At 62.8% G+C, this 23,477-nt stretch carries 26 protein-coding genes; 4 read left to right on the top strand and 22 right to left on the bottom strand.

The window, feature by feature from the left end; translation table 11 throughout:
• Positions 1-129: 129 nt before the first annotated feature.
• On the bottom strand, positions 130-921 hold the full coding sequence (locus JI744_RS03150) for a DUF6473 family protein (protein ID WP_202658212.1): 792 nt from the start codon (positions 919-921) through the stop codon (positions 130-132).
• A 171-nt stretch (positions 922-1,092) separates the two neighbouring features.
• Here JI744_RS03150 and JI744_RS03145 point away from each other — a divergent pair, with 171 nt between their 5' ends.
• Positions 1,093-1,968: a 3-hydroxybutyryl-CoA dehydrogenase gene (locus tag JI744_RS03145; RefSeq protein WP_202658211.1), complete on the top strand. Its 876-nt coding sequence runs from the start codon at positions 1,093-1,095 to the stop codon at positions 1,966-1,968.
• Positions 1,969-2,024: 56 nt separating this feature from the next.
• Here the strand turns inward: JI744_RS03145 and JI744_RS03140 are convergent, their stop codons facing one another.
• From JI744_RS03140 to JI744_RS03110, 7 genes are all read right to left on the bottom strand, one after another.
• Complete coding sequence (locus JI744_RS03140) at positions 2,025-2,837, bottom strand: lysophospholipid acyltransferase family protein (protein ID WP_202658253.1); 813 nt, start codon at positions 2,835-2,837, stop codon at positions 2,025-2,027.
• Positions 2,838-2,950: 113 nt separating this feature from the next.
• On the bottom strand, positions 2,951-3,220 hold the full coding sequence (locus JI744_RS03135) for an HPr family phosphocarrier protein (RefSeq protein WP_202658210.1): 270 nt from the start codon (positions 3,218-3,220) through the stop codon (positions 2,951-2,953).
• Between the two features lie 5 nt (positions 3,221-3,225).
• Positions 3,226-3,621, bottom strand: a complete 396-nt coding sequence (locus JI744_RS03130; RefSeq protein ID WP_202658209.1) for a PTS sugar transporter subunit IIA — start codon at positions 3,619-3,621, stop codon at positions 3,226-3,228.
• 7 nt (positions 3,622-3,628) lie between these two features.
• Positions 3,629-4,552 (bottom strand): RNase adapter RapZ, encoded by a 924-nt coding sequence (gene rapZ / locus JI744_RS03125; RefSeq protein WP_202658208.1) that lies wholly within the window; start codon positions 4,550-4,552, stop codon positions 3,629-3,631.
• On the bottom strand, positions 4,545-4,937 hold the full coding sequence (locus JI744_RS03120) for an HPr kinase/phosphorylase (protein ID WP_328756763.1): 393 nt from the start codon (positions 4,935-4,937) through the stop codon (positions 4,545-4,547). The genes rapZ and JI744_RS03120 overlap by 8 nt, the downstream gene beginning before the upstream one ends.
• A gap of 29 nt (positions 4,938-4,966) precedes the next feature.
• Positions 4,967-6,652: a sensor histidine kinase gene (locus JI744_RS03115; RefSeq protein ID WP_202658206.1), complete on the bottom strand. Its 1,686-nt coding sequence runs from the start codon at positions 6,650-6,652 to the stop codon at positions 4,967-4,969.
• Complete coding sequence (locus JI744_RS03110) at positions 6,649-7,350, bottom strand: response regulator transcription factor (protein ID WP_202658205.1); 702 nt, start codon at positions 7,348-7,350, stop codon at positions 6,649-6,651. The genes JI744_RS03115 and JI744_RS03110 overlap by 4 nt, the downstream gene beginning before the upstream one ends.
• Positions 7,351-7,708: 358 nt before the next feature.
• Between JI744_RS03110 and JI744_RS03105 the strand changes: the two genes are divergently transcribed.
• The 3 genes from JI744_RS03105 to JI744_RS03095 all read left to right on the top strand — a co-directional run bounded on the left by JI744_RS03105 (position 7,709) and on the right by JI744_RS03095 (position 11,628).
• A complete protein-coding gene (locus JI744_RS03105; RefSeq protein ID WP_202658204.1) occupies positions 7,709-9,304 on the top strand; it encodes a phosphoenolpyruvate carboxykinase in 1,596 nt (531 codons plus the stop codon).
• Between the two features lie 223 nt (positions 9,305-9,527).
• Complete coding sequence (locus JI744_RS03100; protein ID WP_202658203.1) at positions 9,528-11,192, top strand: acyl-CoA dehydrogenase family protein; 1,665 nt, start codon at positions 9,528-9,530, stop codon at positions 11,190-11,192.
• Between the two features lie 55 nt (positions 11,193-11,247).
• The gene (locus JI744_RS03095) at positions 11,248-11,628 is read left to right on the top strand and encodes an META domain-containing protein (RefSeq protein ID WP_202658202.1); all 381 of its coding nucleotides are present in this window, start codon (positions 11,248-11,250) and stop codon (positions 11,626-11,628) included.
• Positions 11,629-11,640: 12 nt separating this feature from the next.
• On the opposite strand, the gene JI744_RS03090 is transcribed toward JI744_RS03095, so the two are convergent.
• The 14 genes from JI744_RS03090 to folK all read right to left on the bottom strand — a co-directional run bounded on the left by JI744_RS03090 (position 11,641) and on the right by folK (position 23,411).
• Entirely contained in the window at positions 11,641-12,873 is a 1,233-nt protein-coding gene (locus JI744_RS03090) for an MFS transporter (protein WP_202658201.1), read from the bottom strand.
• An 88-nt stretch (positions 12,874-12,961) separates the two neighbouring features.
• Positions 12,962-13,675 carry a DNA repair protein RecO gene (gene recO / locus JI744_RS03085; RefSeq protein WP_202658200.1) on the bottom strand — a complete coding sequence of 238 codons (714 nt, stop codon included), beginning with the start codon at positions 13,673-13,675 and terminating at the stop codon, positions 12,962-12,964.
• A gap of 190 nt (positions 13,676-13,865) precedes the next feature.
• Positions 13,866-14,198 (bottom strand): DUF1491 family protein, encoded by a 333-nt coding sequence (locus tag JI744_RS03080; protein WP_202658199.1) that lies wholly within the window; start codon positions 14,196-14,198, stop codon positions 13,866-13,868.
• A gap of 3 nt (positions 14,199-14,201) precedes the next feature.
• A complete protein-coding gene (era, locus tag JI744_RS03075; protein ID WP_202658198.1) occupies positions 14,202-15,119 on the bottom strand; it encodes a GTPase Era in 918 nt (305 codons plus the stop codon).
• On the bottom strand, positions 15,112-15,801 hold the full coding sequence (rnc, locus tag JI744_RS03070) for a ribonuclease III (protein ID WP_202658197.1): 690 nt from the start codon (positions 15,799-15,801) through the stop codon (positions 15,112-15,114). Before rnc ends, era begins: the two co-directional genes overlap by 8 nt.
• On the bottom strand, positions 15,798-16,802 hold the full coding sequence (gene lepB, locus JI744_RS03065; RefSeq protein ID WP_202658196.1) for a signal peptidase I: 1,005 nt from the start codon (positions 16,800-16,802) through the stop codon (positions 15,798-15,800). Before lepB (JI744_RS03065) ends, rnc begins: the two co-directional genes overlap by 4 nt.
• 18 nt (positions 16,803-16,820) lie before the next feature.
• Positions 16,821-17,600 (bottom strand): signal peptidase I, encoded by a 780-nt coding sequence (lepB, locus tag JI744_RS03060; protein WP_202658195.1) that lies wholly within the window; start codon positions 17,598-17,600, stop codon positions 16,821-16,823.
• 85 nt (positions 17,601-17,685) lie between these two features.
• Positions 17,686-18,093: a holo-ACP synthase gene (gene acpS, locus JI744_RS03055; RefSeq protein ID WP_202658194.1), complete on the bottom strand. Its 408-nt coding sequence runs from the start codon at positions 18,091-18,093 to the stop codon at positions 17,686-17,688.
• A gap of 2 nt (positions 18,094-18,095) precedes the next feature.
• Entirely contained in the window at positions 18,096-18,602 is a 507-nt protein-coding gene (locus JI744_RS03050) for an HdeD family acid-resistance protein (protein ID WP_202658193.1), read from the bottom strand.
• A 25-nt stretch (positions 18,603-18,627) separates the two neighbouring features.
• The gene (locus tag JI744_RS03045) at positions 18,628-19,374 is read right to left on the bottom strand and encodes a pyridoxine 5'-phosphate synthase (RefSeq protein ID WP_202658192.1); all 747 of its coding nucleotides are present in this window, start codon (positions 19,372-19,374) and stop codon (positions 18,628-18,630) included.
• A 31-nt stretch (positions 19,375-19,405) separates the two neighbouring features.
• Complete coding sequence (locus JI744_RS03040) at positions 19,406-20,107, bottom strand: DUF2062 domain-containing protein (RefSeq protein WP_328756757.1); 702 nt, start codon at positions 20,105-20,107, stop codon at positions 19,406-19,408.
• A gap of 148 nt (positions 20,108-20,255) precedes the next feature.
• Positions 20,256-22,373, bottom strand: a complete 2,118-nt coding sequence (locus JI744_RS03035) for a RelA/SpoT family protein (protein WP_202658191.1) — start codon at positions 22,371-22,373, stop codon at positions 20,256-20,258.
• A gap of 27 nt (positions 22,374-22,400) precedes the next feature.
• Positions 22,401-22,754 (bottom strand): DNA-directed RNA polymerase subunit omega, encoded by a 354-nt coding sequence (gene rpoZ / locus JI744_RS03030; protein WP_202658190.1) that lies wholly within the window; start codon positions 22,752-22,754, stop codon positions 22,401-22,403.
• A 72-nt stretch (positions 22,755-22,826) separates the two neighbouring features.
• Positions 22,827-23,411 carry a 2-amino-4-hydroxy-6-hydroxymethyldihydropteridine diphosphokinase gene (gene folK, locus JI744_RS03025; RefSeq protein WP_202658189.1) on the bottom strand — a complete coding sequence of 195 codons (585 nt, stop codon included), beginning with the start codon at positions 23,409-23,411 and terminating at the stop codon, positions 22,827-22,829.
• Positions 23,412-23,477: the final 66 nt, after the last annotated feature.

Genomic DNA, 23,477 nt, shown 5'->3' with positions numbered 1-23,477 from the left:
GATCTGTTCACACTGGTCCCGGAACTCACCGCAAAGCTGTAAGGCCTGCGAAGCTGTAAAGGGTGGTGCGCGCACAGCACGCACACTAACGCAAATGATCACGGGCGCCCAAAGCAGGGGCGCCCCTTTTCACATCCGGTCGCGGATCAGCGGCACAAGGGCGCGCGCCACTTGCCGGTGATGTTGCGGGCCGGGCAGCATACGCGCGGCAGGCACCTCCAGCGCGGTGCAGAACATACCCTCCAACCCCTGATCTCCGAAGGGAGGGGCACTGTGCAGGATGGCGGCGCAAAATGGCTGCAAGGCGGCCAAAAGGCCTTCATCGAGGGCAAACGGGTCGCCGGGGCTTTGCGCGCCCAGCGACAGCAGGATCGCGCGCCCCTGTAAATGGGCCAGAAGGGTGCGCATCTGGCGCAGCCATGCGCGGCGCAGCTCTGCCAGAACCTCGGCGAAGCGGTGGGGCGAGCGGCTGGCAAGGCTGTGCAGCAAGTGCTGGGTAAAGGCGAAATCGGTGAAATCCATCTCTGGAAACAGCGTCCGCAGCCTGGGCGTTGCACCAAGAAAGCGGTCATTCCGGCGGGGATGAACGCTGTAAAAGGCGTTCGACAGGTTGGGGAGCCCCGCCGCCTGTACCACCACCGCCTCGGCCCCCGCCATCAGCGCCAGCAGCGCCGGTTCGGCCAGAAACACATCCGGCCCGGCGTTGGCGCAGCCAAGGTTCAGGACGGGCAGGCCAAGTTCGGCCTCCAGCAGATCTGGAAAGGGGCGCGGTACGAAACGGCCATAGGTTTCTGTTCCGCCCAGACAGGCCAGATAGCACCCCGTGACTGGCCGCTCTGGCCCACGAAATGCCAGCCGCGACCCGGCATAGTGACAAGGAGCATAGTCCAGCGCGCCCGCGCCCTGAAAGACAAAGGCCATGTTTTCACCCCAAAATTGCAACACCCGAGGAACAGCCTGACCGATTCTTCTTTCCCAAGCGCTAAGGGTCGAGTTTGTCGCAAATGCTGTCGGTCCCTTTGGCTTGCCCGACTTGCGGGGACTGCCTATGGTGCCCGAGGACGCAGATGATGCAACAATTCGGGGAACGGCATGGACATCCGCACGGTCGGTATTGTGGGCGCGGGCCAGATGGGCAACGGAATCGCCCATGTCTTCGCCATGGCGGGCTATGACGTGACGCTGAACGACATCAGCGAAGACAGTCTGACGAAGTCTATCGCCATCATCGACAAGAATCTGGAGCGGCAGGTGTCGCGCGGCAAGATCAGTGCCGAGGACAAGGCGGTTACGCTTGGCCGGATTTCCACAACGCTGACCCTGACCGACCTTGGTCCGATGGATCTGATTATCGAGGCCGCGACCGAGCGCGAAGACGTCAAGAACAAGATCTTCGAGGCACTGGGGCCGCATCTGGGCCCGCAGACCATTTTGACCTCGAACACCTCTTCCATCTCGATCACGCGGCTGGCCAGCCGGACCGACCGGCCAGAGCGGTTCATGGGGTTCCACTTCATGAACCCCGTGCCGGTGATGCAACTGGTGGAACTGATCCGGGGCATCGCCACCGACAAGCCGACCTATGACACGCTGCTGGCCGTGGTGGGGCGGCTGGGGAAAACGGCGGCCAGTGCCGAGGATTTCCCGGCCTTTATCGTGAACCGCATTCTGGTGCCGATGATCAACGAAGCGGTCTATACGCTGTATGAGGGCGTGGGCAATGTGCTGTCGATCGACCAATCGATGAAGCTGGGGGCCAACCATCCGATGGGGCCGCTGGAGCTGGCCGATTTCATCGGGCTGGATACCTGTCTTGCCATCATGAACGTGCTGTATGACGGGCTGGCCGACCCCAAGTACCGGCCCTGTCCGCTGCTGACGAAGTATGTCGAGGCTGGCTGGCTGGGCCGCAAGTCGGGCCGGGGATTTTACGATTACCGCGGCGAGGTGCCTGTTCCGACGCGGTAACGTGGTGCGTGGGAACCACCCAGCTTACGGTGGCTAGTTGCAGGCAGGAGGGTGCTTCACGCACCCTTGCGCAAAGCCAGCGTATGCTCGCGCAGCCAGGCCAGAAACCCCCTCGGGTTGCCGTCCCATTTCTTCAGCTCTTCCGCCGGGATCGGTTCACCGATCACCGGGCGCTGCGGTTTGAACAGGCTGCGCTTGATTTCATACAGCAACAGGCCCTGCCGCAGCGTGTCTGACAGCTTGTTCGCGATCAGAAAGGCGCGGCTGTTCTGTCCGGGGAAGAAGATCGGCAGAATCGTCGCGCCGGAAGACCGCACGATCTTGTGGGTAAAGACGTTCCATTCCGCCTCGACAGCCGGGCCGAACCAGGTTTCGGACATGGCAACCTTGCCTGCCGGGAACAGGATGATCACGCCGCCCGCTTTCAGATGCGCCATGGTGTCGGCGCGCATTTGCAGGCCCAGTTCGCGCGCATTGTCTTCGTGCGGAAAGGGGACGGGAATCATGAATTCCTCGACCTCGGGGATGCCGGTCAGCAGCGACCGGGTGAGGATGCGGAAGTCCGAGCGGACGCGGTTGATCATCTCGGCCATGATCATGCCATCGACCAGACCCGAGGGGTGGTTGGCCACCACGACCAGCGGGCCAGTGGCGGGAATGCGGGCAATCTCTGCATCCGGGGTATCGATGCGGATGCCCATGTGGCGGATGGCCTTGGGCCAGAATGGCGCACCAAAGGGCGCGCCCGATTTTTCAAAGCTGCGGATCAGGTTCAGAAGCTGGATCTTGGCGGTCAGCCATTCGATCACGCGGATGGTGCCAGCCTTGAGCGGATTCTTGAAGGTGCCGGCATAGGACAGGCGGCGCATGTCATATTTGCGCTTGGCGGCGGCGATGCGCAGGTCTTCGGGCTGGGTCGTTGCGGCAGTTTGCGGCTGATCGGTCGCCAAGGTCGCTTGCCTTCCAAAATCACGTTCCGGCGTCAGTTGTCTTCGCCGAAGCGGCTGGCCACCAACGCCGCCAGCGCCGCAAGCAGGTCTTCGGCCTGCGCACCACTGGTTCGAACCTCAATAGTGGTTCCGCGAGAGGCTGCCAACATCAAAAGCCCCATGATCGAATCGCCCGAGACCGTCATGCCATCTTTGGTGACCTCTGCCGCAGCGTCGAACTGTTCGACCACCTCGACAAATTTGGCCGAGGCCCGCGCATGCAGACCCTTTTCGTTGACGATCTTCAGCGTGCGTTCCGTCATGCAGCTTAGGCCCCCCCGCCCAGATCCAGACTGTTGATGTATTTGCGCCCGGCTTCCAGTGCAGCGGCAACCGCCTCTGCCACCGGCAGGTCGCGCGATTTTGCCAGCTTGATCAGCATTGGCAGGTTCGCACCATAAACGATGCGCCGCTCTGCCCCGGCGCACGCCATCAGCGACAGGTTCGAGGGCGAGCCGCCGAACATATCGGTGACGATCACCACGCCAGAGCCGCCATCGACTTCATTCGCGGCCATGCAGATTTCGGCCTGCTTGGCCGCGCGGTCATGCACATCTTCGATGGTAATGGCGCGCATTCGGGCCTGAGGCCCTACCACATGCTCGACCGCCGAGAGATACTCGCGTGCCAGTCCGCCATGTGCGACGATCACAATGCCGATCAAGCGTCTGTCACCCCGTATGCGTGGGATGGGTTGGCCCCACCCTGCGTTCAAGTTCCCGATGCCGTTTTGACACCGGCCAGCCCGCTTCGGCAAGCAGTTTGCCTAGTTTTTCTGCAACTGCAACAGAGCGATGTTGCCCGCCGGTACAGCCAAAGCCGATGGTCAGGTGCGCGCGCCCCTCGGTTACATGGGCCGGAAGCAGAAACAGCACCATGTCGCGCAACCTTTGGAAGAAGGGCACGAACAAAGGGTCGGATTCGACAAAGGCGGCCACCGCCGAATCACGGCCATCCTGTGCGCGCAAGTCTGGTTGCCAGTGCGGATTTTTCAGAAAGCGGCAATCGAAGACCATATCAACGCCGCGCGGCAGGCCCCGACGATAGCTGAACGACTGCACAGACACCGCCAGCCCCGCCGCCTTGCCCACATCAAACCAGCGTGCCAGTTCGGCCTTGAGGTCATGCGGCGTCATCTCGGTCGTGTCGATCAGGTGGTCGGCGCGGGCGCGGATGGGGGTCAGCAGTTCCACCTCACGGGCGATGCCTTCGCTCGGCGTCTCTGCCGGGGCAAGGGGGTGGCTGCGGCGCGTCTGGCTATAGCGGCGGATCAGTTCCGAGGGCGTGGAGTCGAGATAGAGCAGGTCCAGCGCGGTGCGCGGGTCGCGCGTCAGCCGGTCGATCAGTTCGATCAGGGCGGCGGCAGAAAACTCGCGGTTCCTGACGTCGATCCCCAGCGCGATAGGGCGGCCAAGGGGCGGGCCGTCAATCAGCCGAGGCACAAGCGACAGGGGCAGGTTGTCAATCGCCTCATACCCCAGATCCTCCAGCGCGTGGATCGCCGTGGAACGCCCAGCCCCCGACGGGCCGGTGACCAGCACCAGCCGATGGTCAGGGGAATGTTCCGTGTTGTCCTGCACTGTCGTCCTATCCATGGCGTCCCCCTTGCAAATAGCACAGGAGCGCAGATGGGAAATGGGCGCTTTGCGACCCTAGAACAAGCGGCAGAGCCGTTCCCATGATCGTGACGCTACGGAAGGGGGGCAGGCGATCGGATTCGGTCTGACCCAGATCAACCGCCAGCACCAAACGGGCGCGGGGCAGGGCGGGAGCATTCAGGATGCCAACGCCCCGCGCCTCGATCAGACCGGCGATGGCGGGGGGGCAGGTGGCGTAAAGGCCGGTTTGGGTGGCGGTAACCTCGGTGCGGTCATCGGCCACAAGCTGCGCCCCCAGCGCCATGAGCTGTAGGGCCAGCGCCGATTTGCCTGCGCCCGATGGCCCCAGAACAAGAAGCCCCCGGTCTGCACCGAGGGCCACACAGGATGCGTGCAGGAGGTCTGTCGCGCTCACACCGGCAGGCCGACGACAAAGCGCGCGCCCAGCGGCTCTGACGTGGGGTCTGAATGGGTCGGGCGGATGTTTTCGGCCCAGATCACGCCGCCATGCGCCTCGATGATCTGTTTCGAAATGGCAAGGCCTAGGCCGGAATGGTTGCCGAACTGCTGTTCGGGGCGTTCCGAATAAAAGCGCTTGAAAATCTTGGTCAGCGCCTGTTCGGGAATGCCGGGGCCGGTATCTTCCACCACCACCAGCACCCGGTTTTCACGCTTGCGGGCCCAGACCCGCACCGCATCGCCCTTTTCGCAGAACGAGGTGGCATTGGTGATCAGGTTCACGAAAACCTGCGCCAGACGCGCCTCCAGCCCGCGAATGCGGATGGGATCGGCGGGGAAGTCGGTGATGAAATCCACGCCCTTTTCACGCGCTTGCTGGCCGAGATATTCGGTAAGATTTGCAAGAGTTTTCAGAAGGTTGAACTCTTCTTCTTCTTCCTTGACCAGCTCACTGTCCAACCGCGAGGCGTTCGAGATGTCAGAGACCAGACGGTCCAACCGGCGGACGTCATGGTCAATCACCTCCAGCAGCTTGGTGCGCTGCTCATCCTTTTTGACATAGTGCAGCGAGCCCACGGCAGAGCGCAGGCTGGCCAGCGGGTTCTTGATCTCATGCGCCACATCGGCGGCGAATTGTTCGTTGGCGTCGATCCGTTCGTAAAGGGCGGCGACCATGCCGCGCATGGCGACAGACAGGCGGCCAATTTCATCCGGGCGGGCCGAAAGGTCGGGAATGCGCACCCGGCCGGGCGACATGTGGCGCGCGTCGCGGTCACGGCCCAGTTCGGCAGCGGCAGCAAGGTCAGACAGCGGGTTGGCGATGGTCGAGGCCAGCACCATCGACAGGCCGATCGAGACCAGAAGAGCGATCACGAACATCTGGAGAACCTGTTCGCGTTCATAGCGGACCAATGCGTCAATCTCACCCCGGGCCGAGGCGACGGCAACGGCGCCGATCACTTGCCCCGCGCCATCGCGCACGGGCGAAAGGGCGGCGAAAAGCGTGGTTTCAGAGGTGCCCGCACCGCCGGTGACGGCCAGTTCGCCCTTGAGCGCGCGGTCAAGCTGGCTGCGTGCCAGCACTTCGTTCGTGGTGTTGCCAACGGGGGCGCCTCCGCCAACCAAAAGGCCGGAAACCGTATCCCAGATGCCGGCCAGAAAGTCGGTGATCACCGTCGGGCGGCCTTCGCGGCGCAGAATTTCGGCGCTGGACTGCCCGCCTTCGGCACGGGCGACCACATTGCCAGCGGTGTCGAACAGGAACACCTCGACGCTGGGGCCGATGGTCACGCCGTCCAGCGATGCGGGCAGAGTGGTGGTGGATTTGCCCGTAACCACATCGGCCAAAAGCTGCGCCTCGGTGATCAGGGCCTGTTCGCGCTGCAACACCAGGCTGTCACGGAACGGGTTCAGAAACAGCACTCCGGCCACCAGCATGACCAGGGCCACCAGGTTGAAGACAATGATCTTGCGGGCCAGGGGCGAGCGGTTCAGCGTCATCAGCCCCCGACGCTTGCGCCCTGCGCGCAGCACCGGATCGATCAGGACCTCTGGCGATACCCAGTCTTCACCCAAAAGCAACTCGCCCGGCTTTGCCGGGCTTGTTTTTTCATGGTCGATCTTGGCGGCTGCGTTCATTCTTCGTTGTAGCGGTAGCCGATGCCATAAAGGGTTTCGATGGCCGAGAAATCATCGTCCACCGCGCGCATTTTCTTGCGCAGGCGCTTGATGTGGCTGTCGATGGTGCGGTCATCGACATAGACCTGATCGTCATAGGCCACGTCCATCAACTGATCGCGGCTTTTTACGAAACCGGGGCGCTGCGCCAACGCCTGCAACAGCATGAATTCGGTGACGGTCAGCGCGACATCGCGGCCCTTCCAGCTTACCGAATGACGCAGGGGGTCCATGCGCAGTTGCCCGCGCTCCATGATCTTGTTTTCCTCGACCGTGGCGGTTTCGCCATTGGCGATCACATCCTGACGGCGCAACAACGCGCGGATGCGTTCGACCAGAAGGCGCTGGCTGAAGGGTTTTTTGACGTAATCGTCAGCCCCCATGCGCAGGCCAAGAACCTCATCGATCTCATCATCCTTGGATGTAAGAAAGATCACCGGCATCGAGGTTTTCTGCCGCAGACGCTGCAACAGATCCATCCCGTCCATCCGGGGCATCTTTATGTCCAGCACCGCCATATCGGGCAGCCGCCGGGTAAAGGCATCCAGCGCGGATTGCCCATCGTTATAGGTTTCAACCTCGAACCCCTCGGCTTCCAGTGCCATGGAGACCGAGGTTAGAATGTTGCGGTCATCATCAACAAGGGCGATCCGTGCCATCTTCGGCTTCCCCAATTCTGCTCATTATTATTTTGTTGGATGATCGGGCTTTAGGACGCGGGAATCAACAGCAATGTGCGAATCACCCTGTCGCTGACAGGCAAAGATGTGGCGAATTTGTCCACCCATGGCGAAACTGCCGCACATCTGCCCACATGCCGGAAATGATTGCGCTAAACTTTGCCCGATGTGTAAATGGTTGCGCTAACTGTACTAAACCCTTCTATTCGCCACAAAATCTGCATGTTATAGCCCCTGCATCAGCCCATCGAGGAGTGGTGCTGGTGGCATCCAAGGCCCGGATGCCTGTGTTTGACTTGACCGCCCAAGCAGGGGCGGAAACAGGAGCTTGCTGGACATGACCGGACGGGTGAACGCCAACGCGACGTTGGAAGATCAGGGTATTTCGGGGCTTGGCCATGTTTATTACAACCTGATCGAACCGGCCTTGGTCGAAGCGGCGGTCGCGCGGGGCGAAGGCAAGCTGGGCAAGGGCGGCGCATTCCTGTGCACCACCGGCCAGTTCACAGGCCGTTCGCCCAAAGACAAGCATGTTGTGCGTACGGCCTCGGTGGAAAACACCGTCTGGTGGGAAAACAACGCGCCGATGGCCCCGGATGCCTTTGACCTGCTTTATGCAGACATGCTGGCGCATATGAAGGGCCGCGATTATTTCGTGCAAGACCTGTTCGCGGGCGCTGACCCGGAACACCGGCTGGATGTGCGCATGGTGACGGAACTGGCCTGGCATGGCCTGTTCATCCGGCATCTGCTGCGCCGCCCGTCGCGCACCGAGCTGGACAGCTTTGTCCCCGAATTCACCATCATCAACTGCCCGTCGTTCAAGGCCGATCCGGCCCGCCACGGTTGCCGCACCGATACCGTGATTGCGCTGAATTTTGACAAGAAGCTGATCCTGATCGCCAACACCGAATATGCGGGCGAGAACAAGAAGTCGGTTTTCACGCTGTTGAACTACATCCTTCCGGAAAAGGGTGTGATGCCGATGCACTGTTCGGCCAACCACGCCATCGGCGACACGGGCGAGACGGCGGTGTTCTTTGGTCTGTCGGGCACCGGCAAGACCACGCTGTCGGCTGATGCCAGCCGCACGCTGATCGGCGATGACGAACATGGCTGGTCTGACAAGGGCACCTTCAACTTTGAAGGCGGCTGCTATGCCAAGACCATCAACCTGTCGGCCGAAGCAGAGCCGGAAATCTACGCGACCACCTCGCGGTTCGCGACCGTGATCGAGAATATGGTCTATGACCCAGAGACGTTCGAGCTGGACTTCGAAGACAACAGCCTGACCGACAACATGCGCTGCGCCTATCCGCTGGAATATATTTCCAACGCGTCGGCCACCGGGTTGGGTGGGATGCCGAAGAATGTGGTGATGCTGACCTGCGACGCCTATGGCGTGCTGCCGCCGATCTCTCGGCTGTCGCCGGCGCAGGCGATGTATCACTTCCTGTCGGGCTTCACCTCGAAGACACCGGGCACCGAGCGTGGGATTGTCGAGCCGACGCCGACCTTTTCGACCTGTTTCGGCGCGCCCTTCATGCCGCGCCGCCCCGAGGTTTACGGCAAGCTGTTGCAGGAAAAGATCGCCAGCACGGGTGCAACCTGCTGGCTGGTCAACACCGGCTGGACCGGGGGCAAGCATGGCACGGGCAAGCGGATGCCGATCAAGGCGACCCGCGCGCTGTTGACCGCAGCACTGGACGGATCGCTGGCCAAAGTAGAATTCCGCAAAGACCCGAACTTTGGCTTTGAAGTGCCGGTTGCTGTGCCGGGCGTCGATACCACGTTGCTGAACCCGCGCGAGACCTGGGCCGACAAGACCGCCTATGACGCGCAGGCGGCCAAGCTGGTGAAGATGTTCGCTGACAACTTCGGCCAGTATGTGCCGTTCATCGACGCCGACGTGAAGGCGGCAGCGATCGGCTGAGGCAGGCCGGGGACGCTTCGCCTCCCGGACCCCAGAGAGTGTTTCGAGAAGGGCAAGGGGAAAGGCGGCGCCTTTCCCCTTGCCTTTTGGCGTGTGATCGACGCTTTGAATTTCCGACGCGACATTATAGTGCGTTGGTATTGCTTTTGCTGAAATCTTGTTGCGCTGCGACTGCAAAGGGTTTACCCGGTGCAGATGCAGAATCTTCGCGAGGGATAGGATGATGGCCCATGACGGACAGCGCCTTGAGGGGCAGGTTGTTCTTGGTGATCTGACCGGCCTGACAGCGGCCATCGTGCCCGAGGTGGAGGCGATCTTTGTCCGCGCCCGCGAGGTGCTGCGCAGCCTAGTGACGGTGGATGGCAAGATCAGCAGCGCCGCGCTGGAGACTCATCAGTTCGCGGCCCATGCCCTGTCATGGCTGGCAACCTATACCGAGGCGCTGCGGCAGTTGAACGCCTGGGCAGCGCGGCTGGCCGAGGCGGGGGCCTTGGGCGAGATGGAGGCGCTGATCCTGCAAATCGGGTTTGGCGAATACCTGAACCAGATTCACGGTGGTATCCCGATGAGCCAGGGCGAACTGGCCCGGCTGTCTGACCTGGGGATTGAGGCTACGCCCGGCGAGGCTGCGCGCCGGTTGATGGCCGGCGGCAATACCCCGGCGGTGCGGGCGCGTCTGGTCGCGCTTATGCGCGACAACCATGGCCGCTCGACCTTTGGCGTGACCGGGCTGGACGAAGAGCTGGAGATGATCCGCGACCAGTTCCGCCGCTATGCCGATGAAAAGGTGGTGCCTTTCGCCCATGACTGGCACCTGAAAGACGAGCTGATCCCGATGGAGGTGATCACCGAACTGGCTGAGATGGGGGTGTTCGGCCTGACCATCCCCGAGGCATTCGGCGGCTTTGGCCTGTCCAAGGCCAGCATGGTTGTGGTGTCGGAAGAACTGTCGCGCGGGTATATCGGCGTCGGCAGCCTTGGCACCCGCAGCGAGATTGCGGCCGAGCTGATCCTGTGCGGCGGCACGGATGAGCAAAAGGCGCAGTGGCTGCCCAAGCTGGCCAGCGGGGAAATCCTGCCAACCGCCGTTTTCACCGAGCCGAACACCGGGTCTGACCTTGGGTCATTGCGCACCCGCGCCGTGAAGGTTGGCGATGATTGGGAGGTGACCGGCAACAAGACCTGGATCACCCATGCTGCGCGCACCCATGTGATGACCTTGCTGGCCCGCACCGACCCCGCCACCACCGACTATCGCGGGTTGTCGATGTTTCTGGCCGAAAAGACGCCGGGCACCGAGGACGAGCCTTTCCCCACCCCCGGCATGACGGGCGGTGAGATCGAGGTGCTGGGCTATCGCGGCATGAAGGAATACGAACTGGGCTTTGACGGGTTCAAGGTCAAGGGCGCGAACCTTCTGGGCGGGGTTGAGGGGCAGGGCTTCAAGCAGTTGATGCAGACCTTTGAATCCGCCCGCATCCAGACCGGCGCGCGCGCCATCGGCGTGGCGCAGGCCGCGCTGGAAGAGGGGATGCGCTATGCCGAAGACCGCAAGCAGTTTGGCAAGCCGCTGATCGAATTCCCCCGCATCGCTGGCAAACTGGCAATGATGGCGGTGGAAATCATGATCGCCCGGCAGTTGACCTATTTCAGCGCCTGGCAGAAAGACCATGACAAGCGGTGTGACCTTGAGGCCGGGATGGCCAAGCTCTTGGGCGCGCGCGTTGCTTGGGCGGCGGCGGATAATGCGTTGCAGATTCACGGCGGCAACGGCTTTGCGCTGGAATACAAGATCAGCCGCATCCTGTGCGATGCCCGTATCCTGAACATCTTTGAAGGGGCTGCGGAAATTCAGGCGCAGGTCATCGCGCGGCGGTTGCTGGACTGAGGCTTGCCGCAAGGTGGGGGGCATGGCACCTTTGGGCAGAAACCCGGAGGAGCCGATGCGCCATGCCATGCTGTTGCCCCTGCTGCTGGCGGCCTGCGTGACCCAAACCGAAGACCAGCCCTATTACTGGAAACTGGTCTCGATAGACGGTCAGCCCTTTGCGGCCAATGCCACGCTGGCGATTGATACCGACAAGGGGCGCGCCTTTGGGCAGGCCCCCTGCAACCGCTGGACCGGGCAGATAGAGACCGACCCTTTTCCCGAATGGCGTATCCGCAAGGTGGCGGCGACCATGATGGCCTGCGACAAGCTGGCCGAGGAACAGGTGTTCTTTGCCGCGATGCAGGCGATGACGCATCAGGCCGTGGGCCTTGGCCATCTGGAACTGGTGGATCAAAAGGGGCGGGAAATGAAATTTGTGCCCGTCACACCCTGAATAGCTCTGGGATCAGCCGGCCTCTGCCACCGCTCCTCCGCGCGAGGGGCGCAAGGCGCCAAGGCGCGGATGCAGCCGCCCGGCAACGGCAAAGGCCAATCCCAACCCCAGCCCGGTGGCGGCAAAGATGCCCGGCAGCGGTACCACCAGCAGCACCAGCCACGCCACTCCGGGTGTGACGATGCCTGACACATCACGGAAGCTGGAGAAGATCGCGCTCATCTCGGCCCGCTCCGAGGGCTTTACCGCCATCAGGAACGGCAGGCTGCCGATCACGTCCAGATAGACCAGAAAGATCGATCCGGCCATCATGGCGGCAACGGCAAGGGGCGGCAGAGGCGACAGCAGCGTGGCCCCCAGAAAGCCCAAGGCGCAGCAGCCGAACCCCAGGCGCACCGCGCGGCGCACCGTGCCACGCCGCGACAGGCGCAGCATCAGCGGCGAGATGAACAATAGCGCATTGGTGACCGACAGGGCGGTGCCGGCCACTTTGTCACCCAGACCGGATTCGATGCAGTAAATTGGCAGATAGACCACATAGACCCACCATCCGCAGGAGCGGATCACAGCGAAAAGCCAGCCCGCGATCAGCCGGGGTTGTTGCAGAAACCGCCCCATATAGGCCAGCGGGTTGGGTGCCGGGCCGCGCGCCCGGGCGATCTGGCGGCCATTGCCCAGCCGCAGGTGCCAGAAGGTCGCCAGCAGCACCAGCGCGAAGGCCCCGGCGATCAGGAACGGTGCGGGGCGCCAGACCTCGTGCAGCCAGACCCCTGTCATCGGCCCGATGGCCCAGGGGGCGGCGGCATACAGCATCTGCATCGATTGGTTGTGGCCTAAATCCTCGCGCGCCACATAGTCGAGGACATAGGCATTCAGGCAGACAAAGGTGGTGACGGTGCCCATCGCCATGGCGATGATGCCCAGAACGGTCAGCGCCGGGTGCCCGGTCAGCATAAGTGCCATGGCCGTCGGATAGAGCAGGCAGCCCGCCGAATACATCCAGCGCCGGGGCAATGCCTTGGTGAACCACGGCACCATCAGCCCCCAGATCAACGAGGCGATTCCGGCGATGAAATAGGCGGCAGAGGTCGCCTCGGCGCTGCCAAGGGCCTGATAGACCACAAGCGGGGTAGTAGAGATCAGCGTGCCACGAATCGCCGCCTCGATCCCGGTGAGAACGGCGAAATGCTGGGTCTTGGGTCTGGGGGCAGACACCAGCGGCAGAGGAAGATCTTTCGTGGCCATGATGACAGAATGCGCCCGAAGAATGTTGGTTTCTGCCTCATCCGCGACGAAGCCTTGCCGGGGTGCGACGTGGGTTGTCGCTTTGGTGCTAGGGGCGGGCCAGCAGGTCGGCCAGCCGCTGTCGGGCGGCGGGCAGAGGGGCGCCCGCCAGAACCGGCTCAAGCGCGCGTTCCAGAAAAAAGCCGGTCAGCGCCATTGCGGGGGCATGATCTTGCGGGGATAGGGTTTGCCCCAGCAGAACCGGGGGCAGCGGCAAGAGGCGCGACGCCCAATCGCCCGCGCCCGCCTCACTGACTGCGCGCCCGGTGCGTGGCGAGACATAGGCAAGCCCGGTCGTATCCCCGGTTACCGCACAGGACGACAGATCCAGTGCAAAGCCCAGTTCGGCCAAAAGGTGCAACTCCCACCGCAGATAGGCGGGCTGCCAGCCCTTGGCCAGCAACGCATCTGCCAAGGCCGTGGTGCTGGCGTAAAGCGCAGGATGCGGCTCTCGTTCTGGCAGGGCGATATGCAGCAGGGAGCAGATTGCATTCAGGGCGGTCAGCGCCGGACGGTCGGACAGAATGGCGCTGCGGGCGCGCTGGGGTTCGGCGCGAAACTGGCCCAGATGATCGCCAAGCCGGGCGTGCCAGTCCAGCGCAAGCTGGTTGCCCGGTTGCAGCACCGGCGCCATGCGGCGCGACAGGCCGCCGGGCACAACACCCAGATGGCGGCCATGGTGCGGGGTGAACACCTCGATGATGGCCGCCGCCTCGCCATGCGGGCGTGCCGAGATCAGAAAGCCTTCGTCACGCCATTCCATTGGCCGAGTATCGGGCGCGGATGGAGTGAGGGCAAGGGGGGGAGACGCCGCGTTTTGGCGGGTGGAGACGCTGGTGGCGATCAGTCCAACCACAGGGGGCCGTCGCGCGGGCGGGGGTGCCCGATGGTTGCCGCAAGAGGGGCCTGTCTTGCGGGTTTTGAGGCTGCTTGCAGGTCGCTTTCGGGGCTGGTCAGTCCAGCCCTTCTTCGCCCAGAAGGGTGCGGCCACGGCGGTCTTCCAGCTCGATCAGCCACAGGTCGCTGTCACGATTGCGCTGTCGGGCAAGGGCCTGATCGACCTCGGGCTCTGGCCCGTCTGCCAGAACCATCCAGACAGGGCGGTCGGCTTGCAGGTCATAACCACGCTGAAAGGCGCGGGCGTGGCCATCCAGCGTGGCGACCTTGACCACCACTGCCCCCGCCGTGGCATCGCCTTTGGCGGTGACATAAGCCGCAATATCGGCCAATCGCAGCCGGGCAAGATAGGCCGAAACCCACAGATCGGTGGTCAGCCGGGCGCGCATGGATCAGGCGTCGCCATCCTTGAAATCCAGCCCCATTTCCGAATAGCGCTCAGATTCGTCCAGCCAGTTCGGGCGCACGATGACGCGCAGGAACAGGTGGACCGGGCGGCCCAGAAACTCGGTGATTTCCAGCCGCGCGGCCTGCCCCACCTGCTTGATGGTTTCGCCCTTGGCGCCAAGGATGATGCCCTTGTGCCCGTCGCGCGCGACATAGACCACCTGATCGATGCGCGTGGACCCATCGGCGCGGTCTTCCCATTTCTCGGTTTCGACCGTCAGTTGATAGGGCAGTTCTTCATGCAGGCGCAGGGTCAGCTTTTCGCGCGTCATCTCGGCGGCGATCATGCGCATCGGCAGGTCGGCAAGCTGATCTTCGGGGTAGAACCATTCGCCCTCGGGCAACTGGGCGGCCAACCAGTCGCGCAGATCATCGACACCGTAGCCGCGTTCGGCGGAAATCATGAAGGTCTTGGCAAAGGGAAACGCCTCGTTCATTTCCTGCGTCAGCGCCAACAGATGTTCGGCTTTGGTGCGGTCGATCTTGTTGATCGCCAGCGCCACGGGCTTGTCGCGCGGCATTTCATCTTTCAGACGGTTGATGATGGCCTTGGTGCCCTCGGTCAGGCCGCGATGCGCCTCGATCAGCAGCACGACCACATCGGCATCGGCGGCCCCGCCCCATGCGGCCTTGACCATCGAGCGGTCCAGCCTGCGGCGGGGGCGGAAGATGCCGGGGGTATCGACAAAGACGATCTGGGCTTGCCCCGCCATGCACACACCGCGAATGCGGGCGCGCGTGGTCTGGACCTTGTGAGTGACGATCGACACCTTGGCCCCGACCATGCGGTTCAGCAGGGTGGATTTTCCGGCGTTCGGTTCCCCGATCAGGGCGACAAATCCGGCGCGGTGGCTATCAGTCATTCGGGGTCTCCATCCGGGCCAGCAGGGCACCTGCCGCCGCCTGTTCGGCAGCGCGTTTCGATCCGGCGCTGGCGGTTTCCACCGCGCCATTGTCCAGCCTCACCTCTACCTTGAAGTGGGGCTGGTGGTCCGGCCCGTCGCGGCCGGTCAGAGTATAGTGCGGCGGGGCCATGCCACGGGCCTGCGCCCATTCCTGCAACGAGGTCTTGGCATCGCGGGCATCGGGGGCGACGGTGCCGATCCGGCTGCCCCAAAGGCGCAGGACCAACCCGCGCGCTGCCTCAAACCCGGCATCCTGATGAACGGCGGCAATTACCGCCTCCATCGCGTCACCTAGCAGTGCCTCTTTCCGCCGCCCGCCCGACATCATTTCGGACCGGCCCAGTTTCAGCACATCGCCAAGACCAATGTCGCGGGCCACTTCGGCGCAGGTCTCCTTGCGTACAAGGGCGTTGAAACGGGGGGCAAGCTGACCCTCGGTCGCCTGAAGATCGGCGCCCAACAAAGCCTCGGCCATGACAAGGCCAAGCACGCGGTCGCCCAGAAACTCCAGCCTCTGGTTATCGGGCCGGGTGGCCGAGGAGATCGAGGCATGGGTGACGGCGCGCAGCAAAAGTGCCGGTTGACGGAACTTGTGACCCAGACGGTCCTGGAACTCTACAAGATCGGCAGACAGTCTCATTGCACGCCCAGCAGGTAACGGTTGGGGCGCCAGGTCCAGAACGCCAGCAGATAGGGCCCTTCGGCGGAAACGATCACACGAGAGGCCCGGCCCACCAGATTTTCAGCCGGAACAAAGCCCATGCCGCCCACGCTTTGCGCAAAGCGGCTGTCGAGGCTGTTGTCGCGGTTGTCACCCAGCATGAAATAGTGGCCTGCGGGCACGGTAAAAACCTGTGTGTTGTCGGCGAAGCCCGCCGGTTCAAGATTGACGATAGCATGGCTGCGCCCGTCGGGCAGCAGTTCCGTCAATTGCGGGGTTTCGCAAATGCCGCCTAGCCCCACGGGATCATTGGCGCAGCGCGGCAGGGCGTGGGCGGGGCCTTGCGGGGCCTTGAGTTCGGTGAAGGTGCCTGCGGGCGACTGGGGTAGCGGCTGGTCGTTTATGAAAACGATGCCGTCTTTTACCTGTACCCGTTCGCCGGGCAGACCGATCAATCGTTTGATGTAGCTTTCGCCGGTGAGCGGATGACGGAACACCACCATATCGCCGCGCTGAAAACTGGTGGGCGACAGCAGGCGCACGGCGACATAATCGCCGGGCAGAAGGGTGGGTTTGTCGGCCTCGGACGGAATCCAATAGGGTGTCCAGAACAGGCGTGACAGCGACAGCACCGCCAGCAGCCCCAGCAGAACGCCGCCCATGGCCCGCAAGGTGGGGTGGCCTTGCAGATAGGGCCGTCGAGAGGGCAGGGCCAGCAGCGCCAGCGTCAACAGCGGGCCCAGATAGGGGACCAAGGCCAGCAGCGCGTAAATACCAGAGCGCCCGGTGTCATGCAGGCGGCGGATCAGCGTGGCAATCGTCAGGGTGGCAATCAGGCCGATGGCCATAACCAGCCACGGCTCTGCGCCCGGATAACGCGCTTCGGTCAACGCGCGCAGCACCACGGCTGCCACCAGTGCGGTCACGACCACAATGGCCTCGCGCCGGGGCGCCGTGCCAGAAAGGTCGAACCGTTTCACCAGTCCTTGCAGCACGCCTTATTCGACCGCCTTGAAGAAGCGGTCGGCCCGCCAGGTCCAGAAGTAGAACAGCGACCGGCCTGCAGACGAGAACATCACCCGGTCCACCCGGCCCAGCAGATTTTCGGCCGGAACAAAGCCGACGCCACCTGCGGTTTGGGCAAAGCGACTATCCAGACTGTTGTCGCGGTTGTCGCCCATGAAAAAGTAGTGGCCCGCTGGCACGGTGAACACATCGGTGTTGTCGCTGCCGGGGTTGTTGTCGCGCACGTTCAGCACATCATGGGTGCGGCCGCCGGGCAGGGTTTCGCGGGCGCGCGGCTTTTCGCAGATGCCGGTGGCCTGCGCATCATTGGCGCAAGCCGGATAGCCGCCCTGCGGGCCTTGCTGTTCGTACTTTTCGGTAAAAACGCCAGCGGGTTCCTGCGGCACCTCGGCGCCGTTCAGGAACAGGATGCCATTTTTCACCTGAACCGTATCGCCCGGCAGGCCGATCAGCCGTTTCACATAATCATCGCCCGAAACGGGGTGGCGGAATACCACCACATCGCCGCGCTGCGGGTCCGATGCCAGAAGGCGGCCCGAGATCGGGCAGATGCCGAAGGGGCAGGAGTATTTGGAATAGCCATAGGCCATCTTGTTGACGAAGATGAAGTCGCCGATCAGCAGCGTATCCTTCATCGATTCCGAAGGGATCCAGAACGGCTGAAAGAACAGGGTGCGGAAGACGCCCGCGATGAGCAGCGCCCAGACGACGGTTTTCACCGTTTCAAGAATGCCGCCTTCGGATTTCGCCATGATCGGTGCCTTCGCTTTGGGTCGGGGGGCCTTGGTCGGGGGCTACATGCGCGCTGGGGTTGGGCGAGTCAAGTTCACGGCGCGGTCAAGGGGCGATTGGCAGGGCCTCGATCAGCACAAAGGCCTGCGCCCAGGGGTGATCATCGGTCAAAGTGACGTGAACGACGGCGTGGTGGCCCGGCGGCGTCATCTGCGCCAGACGTTCGGCGGCCCAGCCGGTCAGGTGCATGACAGGCTGGCCGGTGTGCAGATTCGACACCGCCATGTCTTTCCACGAAATTCCCATGCGCAACCCGGTTCCCAGCGCTTTGGAGCAAGCCTCTTTCGCGGCCCAGCGTTTGGCATAGGTGGCGGCGACATTGCGCGGACGGCTTTCGGCCTTGCGCTGTTCGCGGGGGGTGAACACGCGGTCACGAAAGCGGTCGCCAAAGCGGGCCAGCGTGGCCTCGATCCGTTCGATATTCGCAAGGTCGGTGCCGATGCCCAGAATCATGGTCAGCGCAGCGCGGCGGCCATGATAAGGGCGGTGACGCCGGTGGAGAGCATCTCGATCCCCAAAAGAACCCCCAGCAGCACCGGGGCAGAGGTGGACAGGTCGGCCAGCACGATCACCCCCAGCAGGGCAGAGACCCCACCCGACAGCATGACGCCCCAGCCAAGTCGGGCAGGTTGGACCATGCGCCCGATGAACAGCTTGAAAAGGCCAGAGATCAGGAACGATACCGCCACCACCACGGTCAGCGCCACAAGCCCGCCCAAGGGGTTGCGCAACAGTTCAACCCCGATCAGCGCCATGACTCCGCCCAGCAGCAGCAACCACAACGCCGCCCCTTCGGCACGGTGGCGGATGGCAGTGATGATTTGCATACCGCCCAGAATCAGGAAGGCCCAGCCCGCGAACAGCTCAATCGTCAGCGAGGCGGGAAAGGGGTGGATCAGCGTCAGCGCCCCGCCCAGCAGGAACAGGATGCCCAAAAGCACAAGCCAGACTCGGTTCGACATTTCGGTCCTCGTTGTTTGCGGCGGCCTAGCGCCGGGCTTCGTCCATACGGCGGCGCATTTCCTCAATCGCGGGGCCAAGACCCAGATAGATCGCCTCGCCGATCAGGAAATGGCCGATGTTCAGCTCTATCACTTGCGGAATGGCGGCGATGGGGGCCACGTTGTCATAGGTCAGGCCGTGACCGGCGTGAACCTCCAGCCCAAGGCTGTCGGCCAGGGCGGCACCGTTGCGCAGGGCGGCAAGTTCGGCCTCGGCCTCGTCCAGACGGCCTTCGGCGTGCAGGTCGGAATAATGGCCGGTGTGCAGCTCGACCACCGCCGCGCCGATCCGGGCCGACGCCTCGATCTGGCGGGAGTCGTGGCCGATGAACATGCTTACCCGGCAGCCCGCTGCGCGCAGGGGGGCAATATAGCTTGTCAGGCGGTTCTGGTCGCTGGCCACATCCAGCCCGCCCTCGGTGGTGCGTTCTTCGCGCTTTTCGGGAACAAGGCAGACGGCATGCGGTTTCAGCCGCAGGGCGATGGCCTGCATTTCATCCGTGGCGGCGCATTCAAAGTTCAGCGGAATGCCAAGGCCCGCGCGCAGCGCCTCCATATCCGTATCACGGATGTGGCGGCGGTCTTCGCGCAGATGGGCGGTGATGCCATCGGCCCCCGCCGCCTCGGCCAGCAGGGCCGCGCGCAACGGATCAGGCCAGGCAGAGCCGCGTGCGTTGCGTACGGTGGCCACATGGTCAATGTTCACGCCCAGCCGCAATTTTCTGCCCGTCATCGTTGTTCCGTCCCGGTTGCTTCGGGGCAGACTACGGCTCTCCGGGGCGGGAGTCATCCCCTGCCGCGGTTTCCCGTGGGTGAGCAAGGCGATGGGCGGCTTCGGTCAGGGCGGCCTTGATCTTGCGGCGGCGTTCGTGGCGGTCTTTCGCCTTGGCGGCCCGGGCCTTTTGATAGGCGCTGACCAAAGGAATGGTCAGCCAATAGGCAATGGCCGACAGAACGATTCCGGGCAGCAGCGCGCCGATGAAATAGGGCACATAAATCTCGTGCCAGAACTGTTTCAGCCCACCCCAGCGCGCGGTTTCGGGGCCGAATATCGCCTTGACGTTAAACCACAGATCGGCGCCGGCATGGGCAAAGGCGGATGCGATGTAATCGGCGTTCAGCGGGGCCTGAATGCCCATGATCCAATGGCCCAGCGTCATCGCCAGAACGGCAAAGAACGGCGTGGTCAGCGGGTTGGTGTTGAAGGTGCCCAGAAGGGCAGCAAGGATGTTGCCACGCACCAGACGCGCCGCCAGCCAGGCCCCCACGAATTGCAGACCCGGCAGCGGCAAAAACCCTACAAGACAGCCGGCAAAGATGCCACGGGCCACGCGGTGCGGCGTATCGGGAACGCGGCGCATACGGTGGATGACATAGCGGGTCGCGCGTTTGAACCCCCCACGGGGGTAGACCATCTCGCGTATCCAGGCTGCCCAGCCCAGCTTTTCCCGCCGCTTGAAAACCACGCCGATTCCTATCCGATTTCAGCACCCCGAAAGGGGCCGCTGCCCTGCCTTACATAGTTACGATCGGCGCGTCACCAACCGAAACGCTGCGATTGTGATGCCGCGCGCCTGTGTCACAACCATGACGCGGTGATGGCAATCCGCAGGGTCAGGGTCTGCGGGCCAGATCGCGGTGACGCGAGACTTGCGCCACATCGGTTTCCGCCTCAAGCGCTGTCATAACCATATGAAGATGCTCGACATCGCGCAAATCGACATCGACCAGCAGACGATAGAAATCGGGTTTGCGCTCGGTGAATTTCAGGTCAGAGATATTGGCCTTCTGCTCGCCGATCAGGGTGCAGATGCGGCCCAGAACGCCGGCATCATTGGAAATCGTCAGCTCAAGTCCGACCGTATTCACCGCCTTGTGACGACCGGCATGCCAATGAAGGTCGATCCAGCGGTTTGGCTGTTCTTCGAACTCTTCCAGCGCGGGGCAGTCGATGGCGTGAACCACCACGCCCTGCCCGCGATAGGTGATGCCGACGATGCGTTCACCCGGCAGCGGTTGGCAGCAGGGCGCGCGGCGGACGGTCTGGTCATCGGGCAGGCCCAGAACCGGGCGGGCCGCGTCCACCTCATCCACCACCTTTTGCGACAGTTCGGGATAAAGGGTTTCCACCACCTTGCGCGCCGTCAGTTCAGCAGAACCAAGGCGGGCCAGCAGTTCCGTCTCATCCGGTTGACCCAGCATCCGCGCGGCGGTGCGCAGCGCCTTGTCGGTCGCCTTCTTGCCAACATGCTCAAACGCGGCACGGGCCAGTTCCTGCCCCAGACGGATGAAGCGGCCCTTGTCCTCTTCGCGCAAAGACCGCCGGATCGCGGCCTTGGCACGGCCGGTGGTGACAATATCCACCCAGCTGGCCTGCGGGCGCTGGCCCTCGGCGGTGATAATCTCAACCGACTGGCCGTTCTTCAGGCGCGTCCACAAGGGCACGCGGATGCCGTCTACCTTGGCCGAAACGGTGGAATTGCCGATGCGGGTATGGATGGCATAGGCGAAATCAAGGGGTGTTGCCCCGCGCGGCAGTTGCACCACATCGCCCTTGGGGGTGAAGCAGAACACCTGATCGGAATACATCTCAAGCTTGACGTTTTCCAGAAACTCGTCGTGGTCGCCTTCGTCGAAGCGTTCGGTCAACTGCGCGATCCACTTGGCCGGATCGACAGCAAAGGGGTTCTTGGCGCGCACGCCTTCGCGGTAAGACCAATGCGCGGCCACCCCGGCCTCTGCCACTTCGTGCATTTCCTGCGTGCGGATCTGTACCTCGACCCGCTTGCCATCGCGGCCCGAGACGGTGGCGTGAATGCTGCGGTAACCGTTCGACTTGGGCTGGCTGATGTAATCCTTGAACCGGCCCGGCACGGCGCGCCAGCGTTGGTGGATCACGCCAAGAATGGTGTAGCAATCAGCGACAGAGCCGCAGATGACGCGAAAGCCATAGATGTCAGACAGGCGCGAAAAGGCCAGATCCTTTTCCTGCATCTTGCGCCAGATCGAATAGGGCTTCTTGGCCCGGCCATAAACGGCGGCATCGACCTGCACCTTTTCCAGCTCTGTCCGGATATCGGCGGTGATCTTGTGGATCACATCGCCCGCCTCGCGTTGCAGCATCAGGAAGCGGCGGATGATCGAGGCGCGCGCTTCGGGGTTCAGCACCTTGAAGGCCAGATCCTCCAGCTCTTCACGCATCCATTGCATCCCCATGCGGCCAGCAAGGGGGGCAAAGATTTCCATCGTCTCGCGGGCCTTCTGGGCCTGCTTTTCCACTTTCATCGACTTGATCGTCCGCATGTTGTGCAGACGGTCGGCCAGTTTCACCAGAATGACCCGCAGGTCTTTCGACATGGCCATGAACAGCTTGCGAAAATTTTCCGCCTGCTGGCTGTGGGTGGATGAAAGCTGAAGGTTTGTCAGTTTGGTGACGCCATCGACCAGCTCGGCAACTTCGTGACCGAACAGGCGCTCCACCTCGGTATAGGTGGATTTGGTGTCTTCGATCGTGTCGTGCAGCAGGGCGGTGATGATGGTGGCATCATCAAGGTGCTGTTCGGTCAGAATCGCCGCCACCGCGACCGGGTGGGTGAAATACGGCTCACCCGATTTGCGGAACTGGCCTTCGTGCATCTTGGTGCCGTAGGCATAGGCCTGACGGATCAGATCGGCATTGCAACGCGGATTGTAGTTGCGGACCAGGGCGATGAGGTCTTCGACATCGATCATCATCGCCCCGAACGGCCAAGAAAGGCCTTAAAGCTCGCCCTGCGCTTCCATCAGCGCGCGGAGGAGTTTTTCTTCCGACATATCGTCCTGCATCGGGCGGTCGATCTCGCCCGACATCAAGAGCGCCATCTGGTCGTCTTCCGGCTCGTCAACCTCGATCTGGGTCTGATAGCTTTCGATCATCCGTTCGCGCAGGGCACCGGCATTCTGGGTTTCCTCGGCGATCTCGCGCAGGGAAACGACGGGGTTCTTGTCGTTGTCGCGGTCAACTGTGGGGGCAGAACCGGACTGGATCTCGCGCGCACGATGCGCAGCAAGCATCACCAGGTCAAACCGGTTCGGGACCTTGTCAACGCAATCTTCAACCGTCACGCGGGCCATTGGAAACTCCAGTCGGGCAGGGGATCGGGAACGCCTATTTAAGCGCCGGAGGGTATCATTACAAGCGCATAATCAGGACATTCCGTCAGAGTCAAGCGCCACAACCTGATCAAGCTCGACCTTGGGCAAGGCATCCCGCATCTGAAGGACGGTCAGGCCCAGCACGGGATGGCGCCAGTCGGGCGCTACATCGGCCAGAGGTACCAGCACGAAGGCCCGGTCTTGCAGGCGGGGATGGGGCAGGATCAGGCCCGGGGGCGTGTTGCGGATCTGTTCGGCAGGCGGCAGGTCGTGCCAGTGCTGCCAGGTGGCCAGATCGGGCTGCACAAGATCGCCCATCGCCAGCAAATCAAGGTCAAGGCTGCGCATTCCCCAGCGCTGCAGGCGCTCTCGCCCGAATCGGCTCTCTATTTCGTGCAGTATGACAAGAACTTCCTCGGCCCGCGCGTTGTGACGTAGCGTCACCAAAGTGGCAGCGTTAACATAGTCGGGGCCAGAGCCTGCGGGAAAAGCGGGCGTACGATACAACTTACTGGTAACAATCGGGCCGCCGAAGGCCTGTAAAACCGCTTCGACAGCCTCGATTATGGTCTGGCGCGGCAACTGACCATTCCATGGCAGATTGCCGCCCAGTGCTATGAGTGCTGTCTTTTCCACGGCCCGCCCATTTGCTACCCTATCCTTTCGGATGGGTACCTAGTCCTTCAGCCGCCTTGTGGCGGT

Source organism: Fuscibacter oryzae (assembly GCF_016765795.1).
Taxonomy (GTDB): Bacteria; Pseudomonadota; Alphaproteobacteria; order Rhodobacterales; family Rhodobacteraceae; genus Fuscibacter; species Fuscibacter oryzae.
Note: the sequence above shows the minus strand (reverse complement) of the source record. Positions and strands in the feature narration are given on the sequence as shown.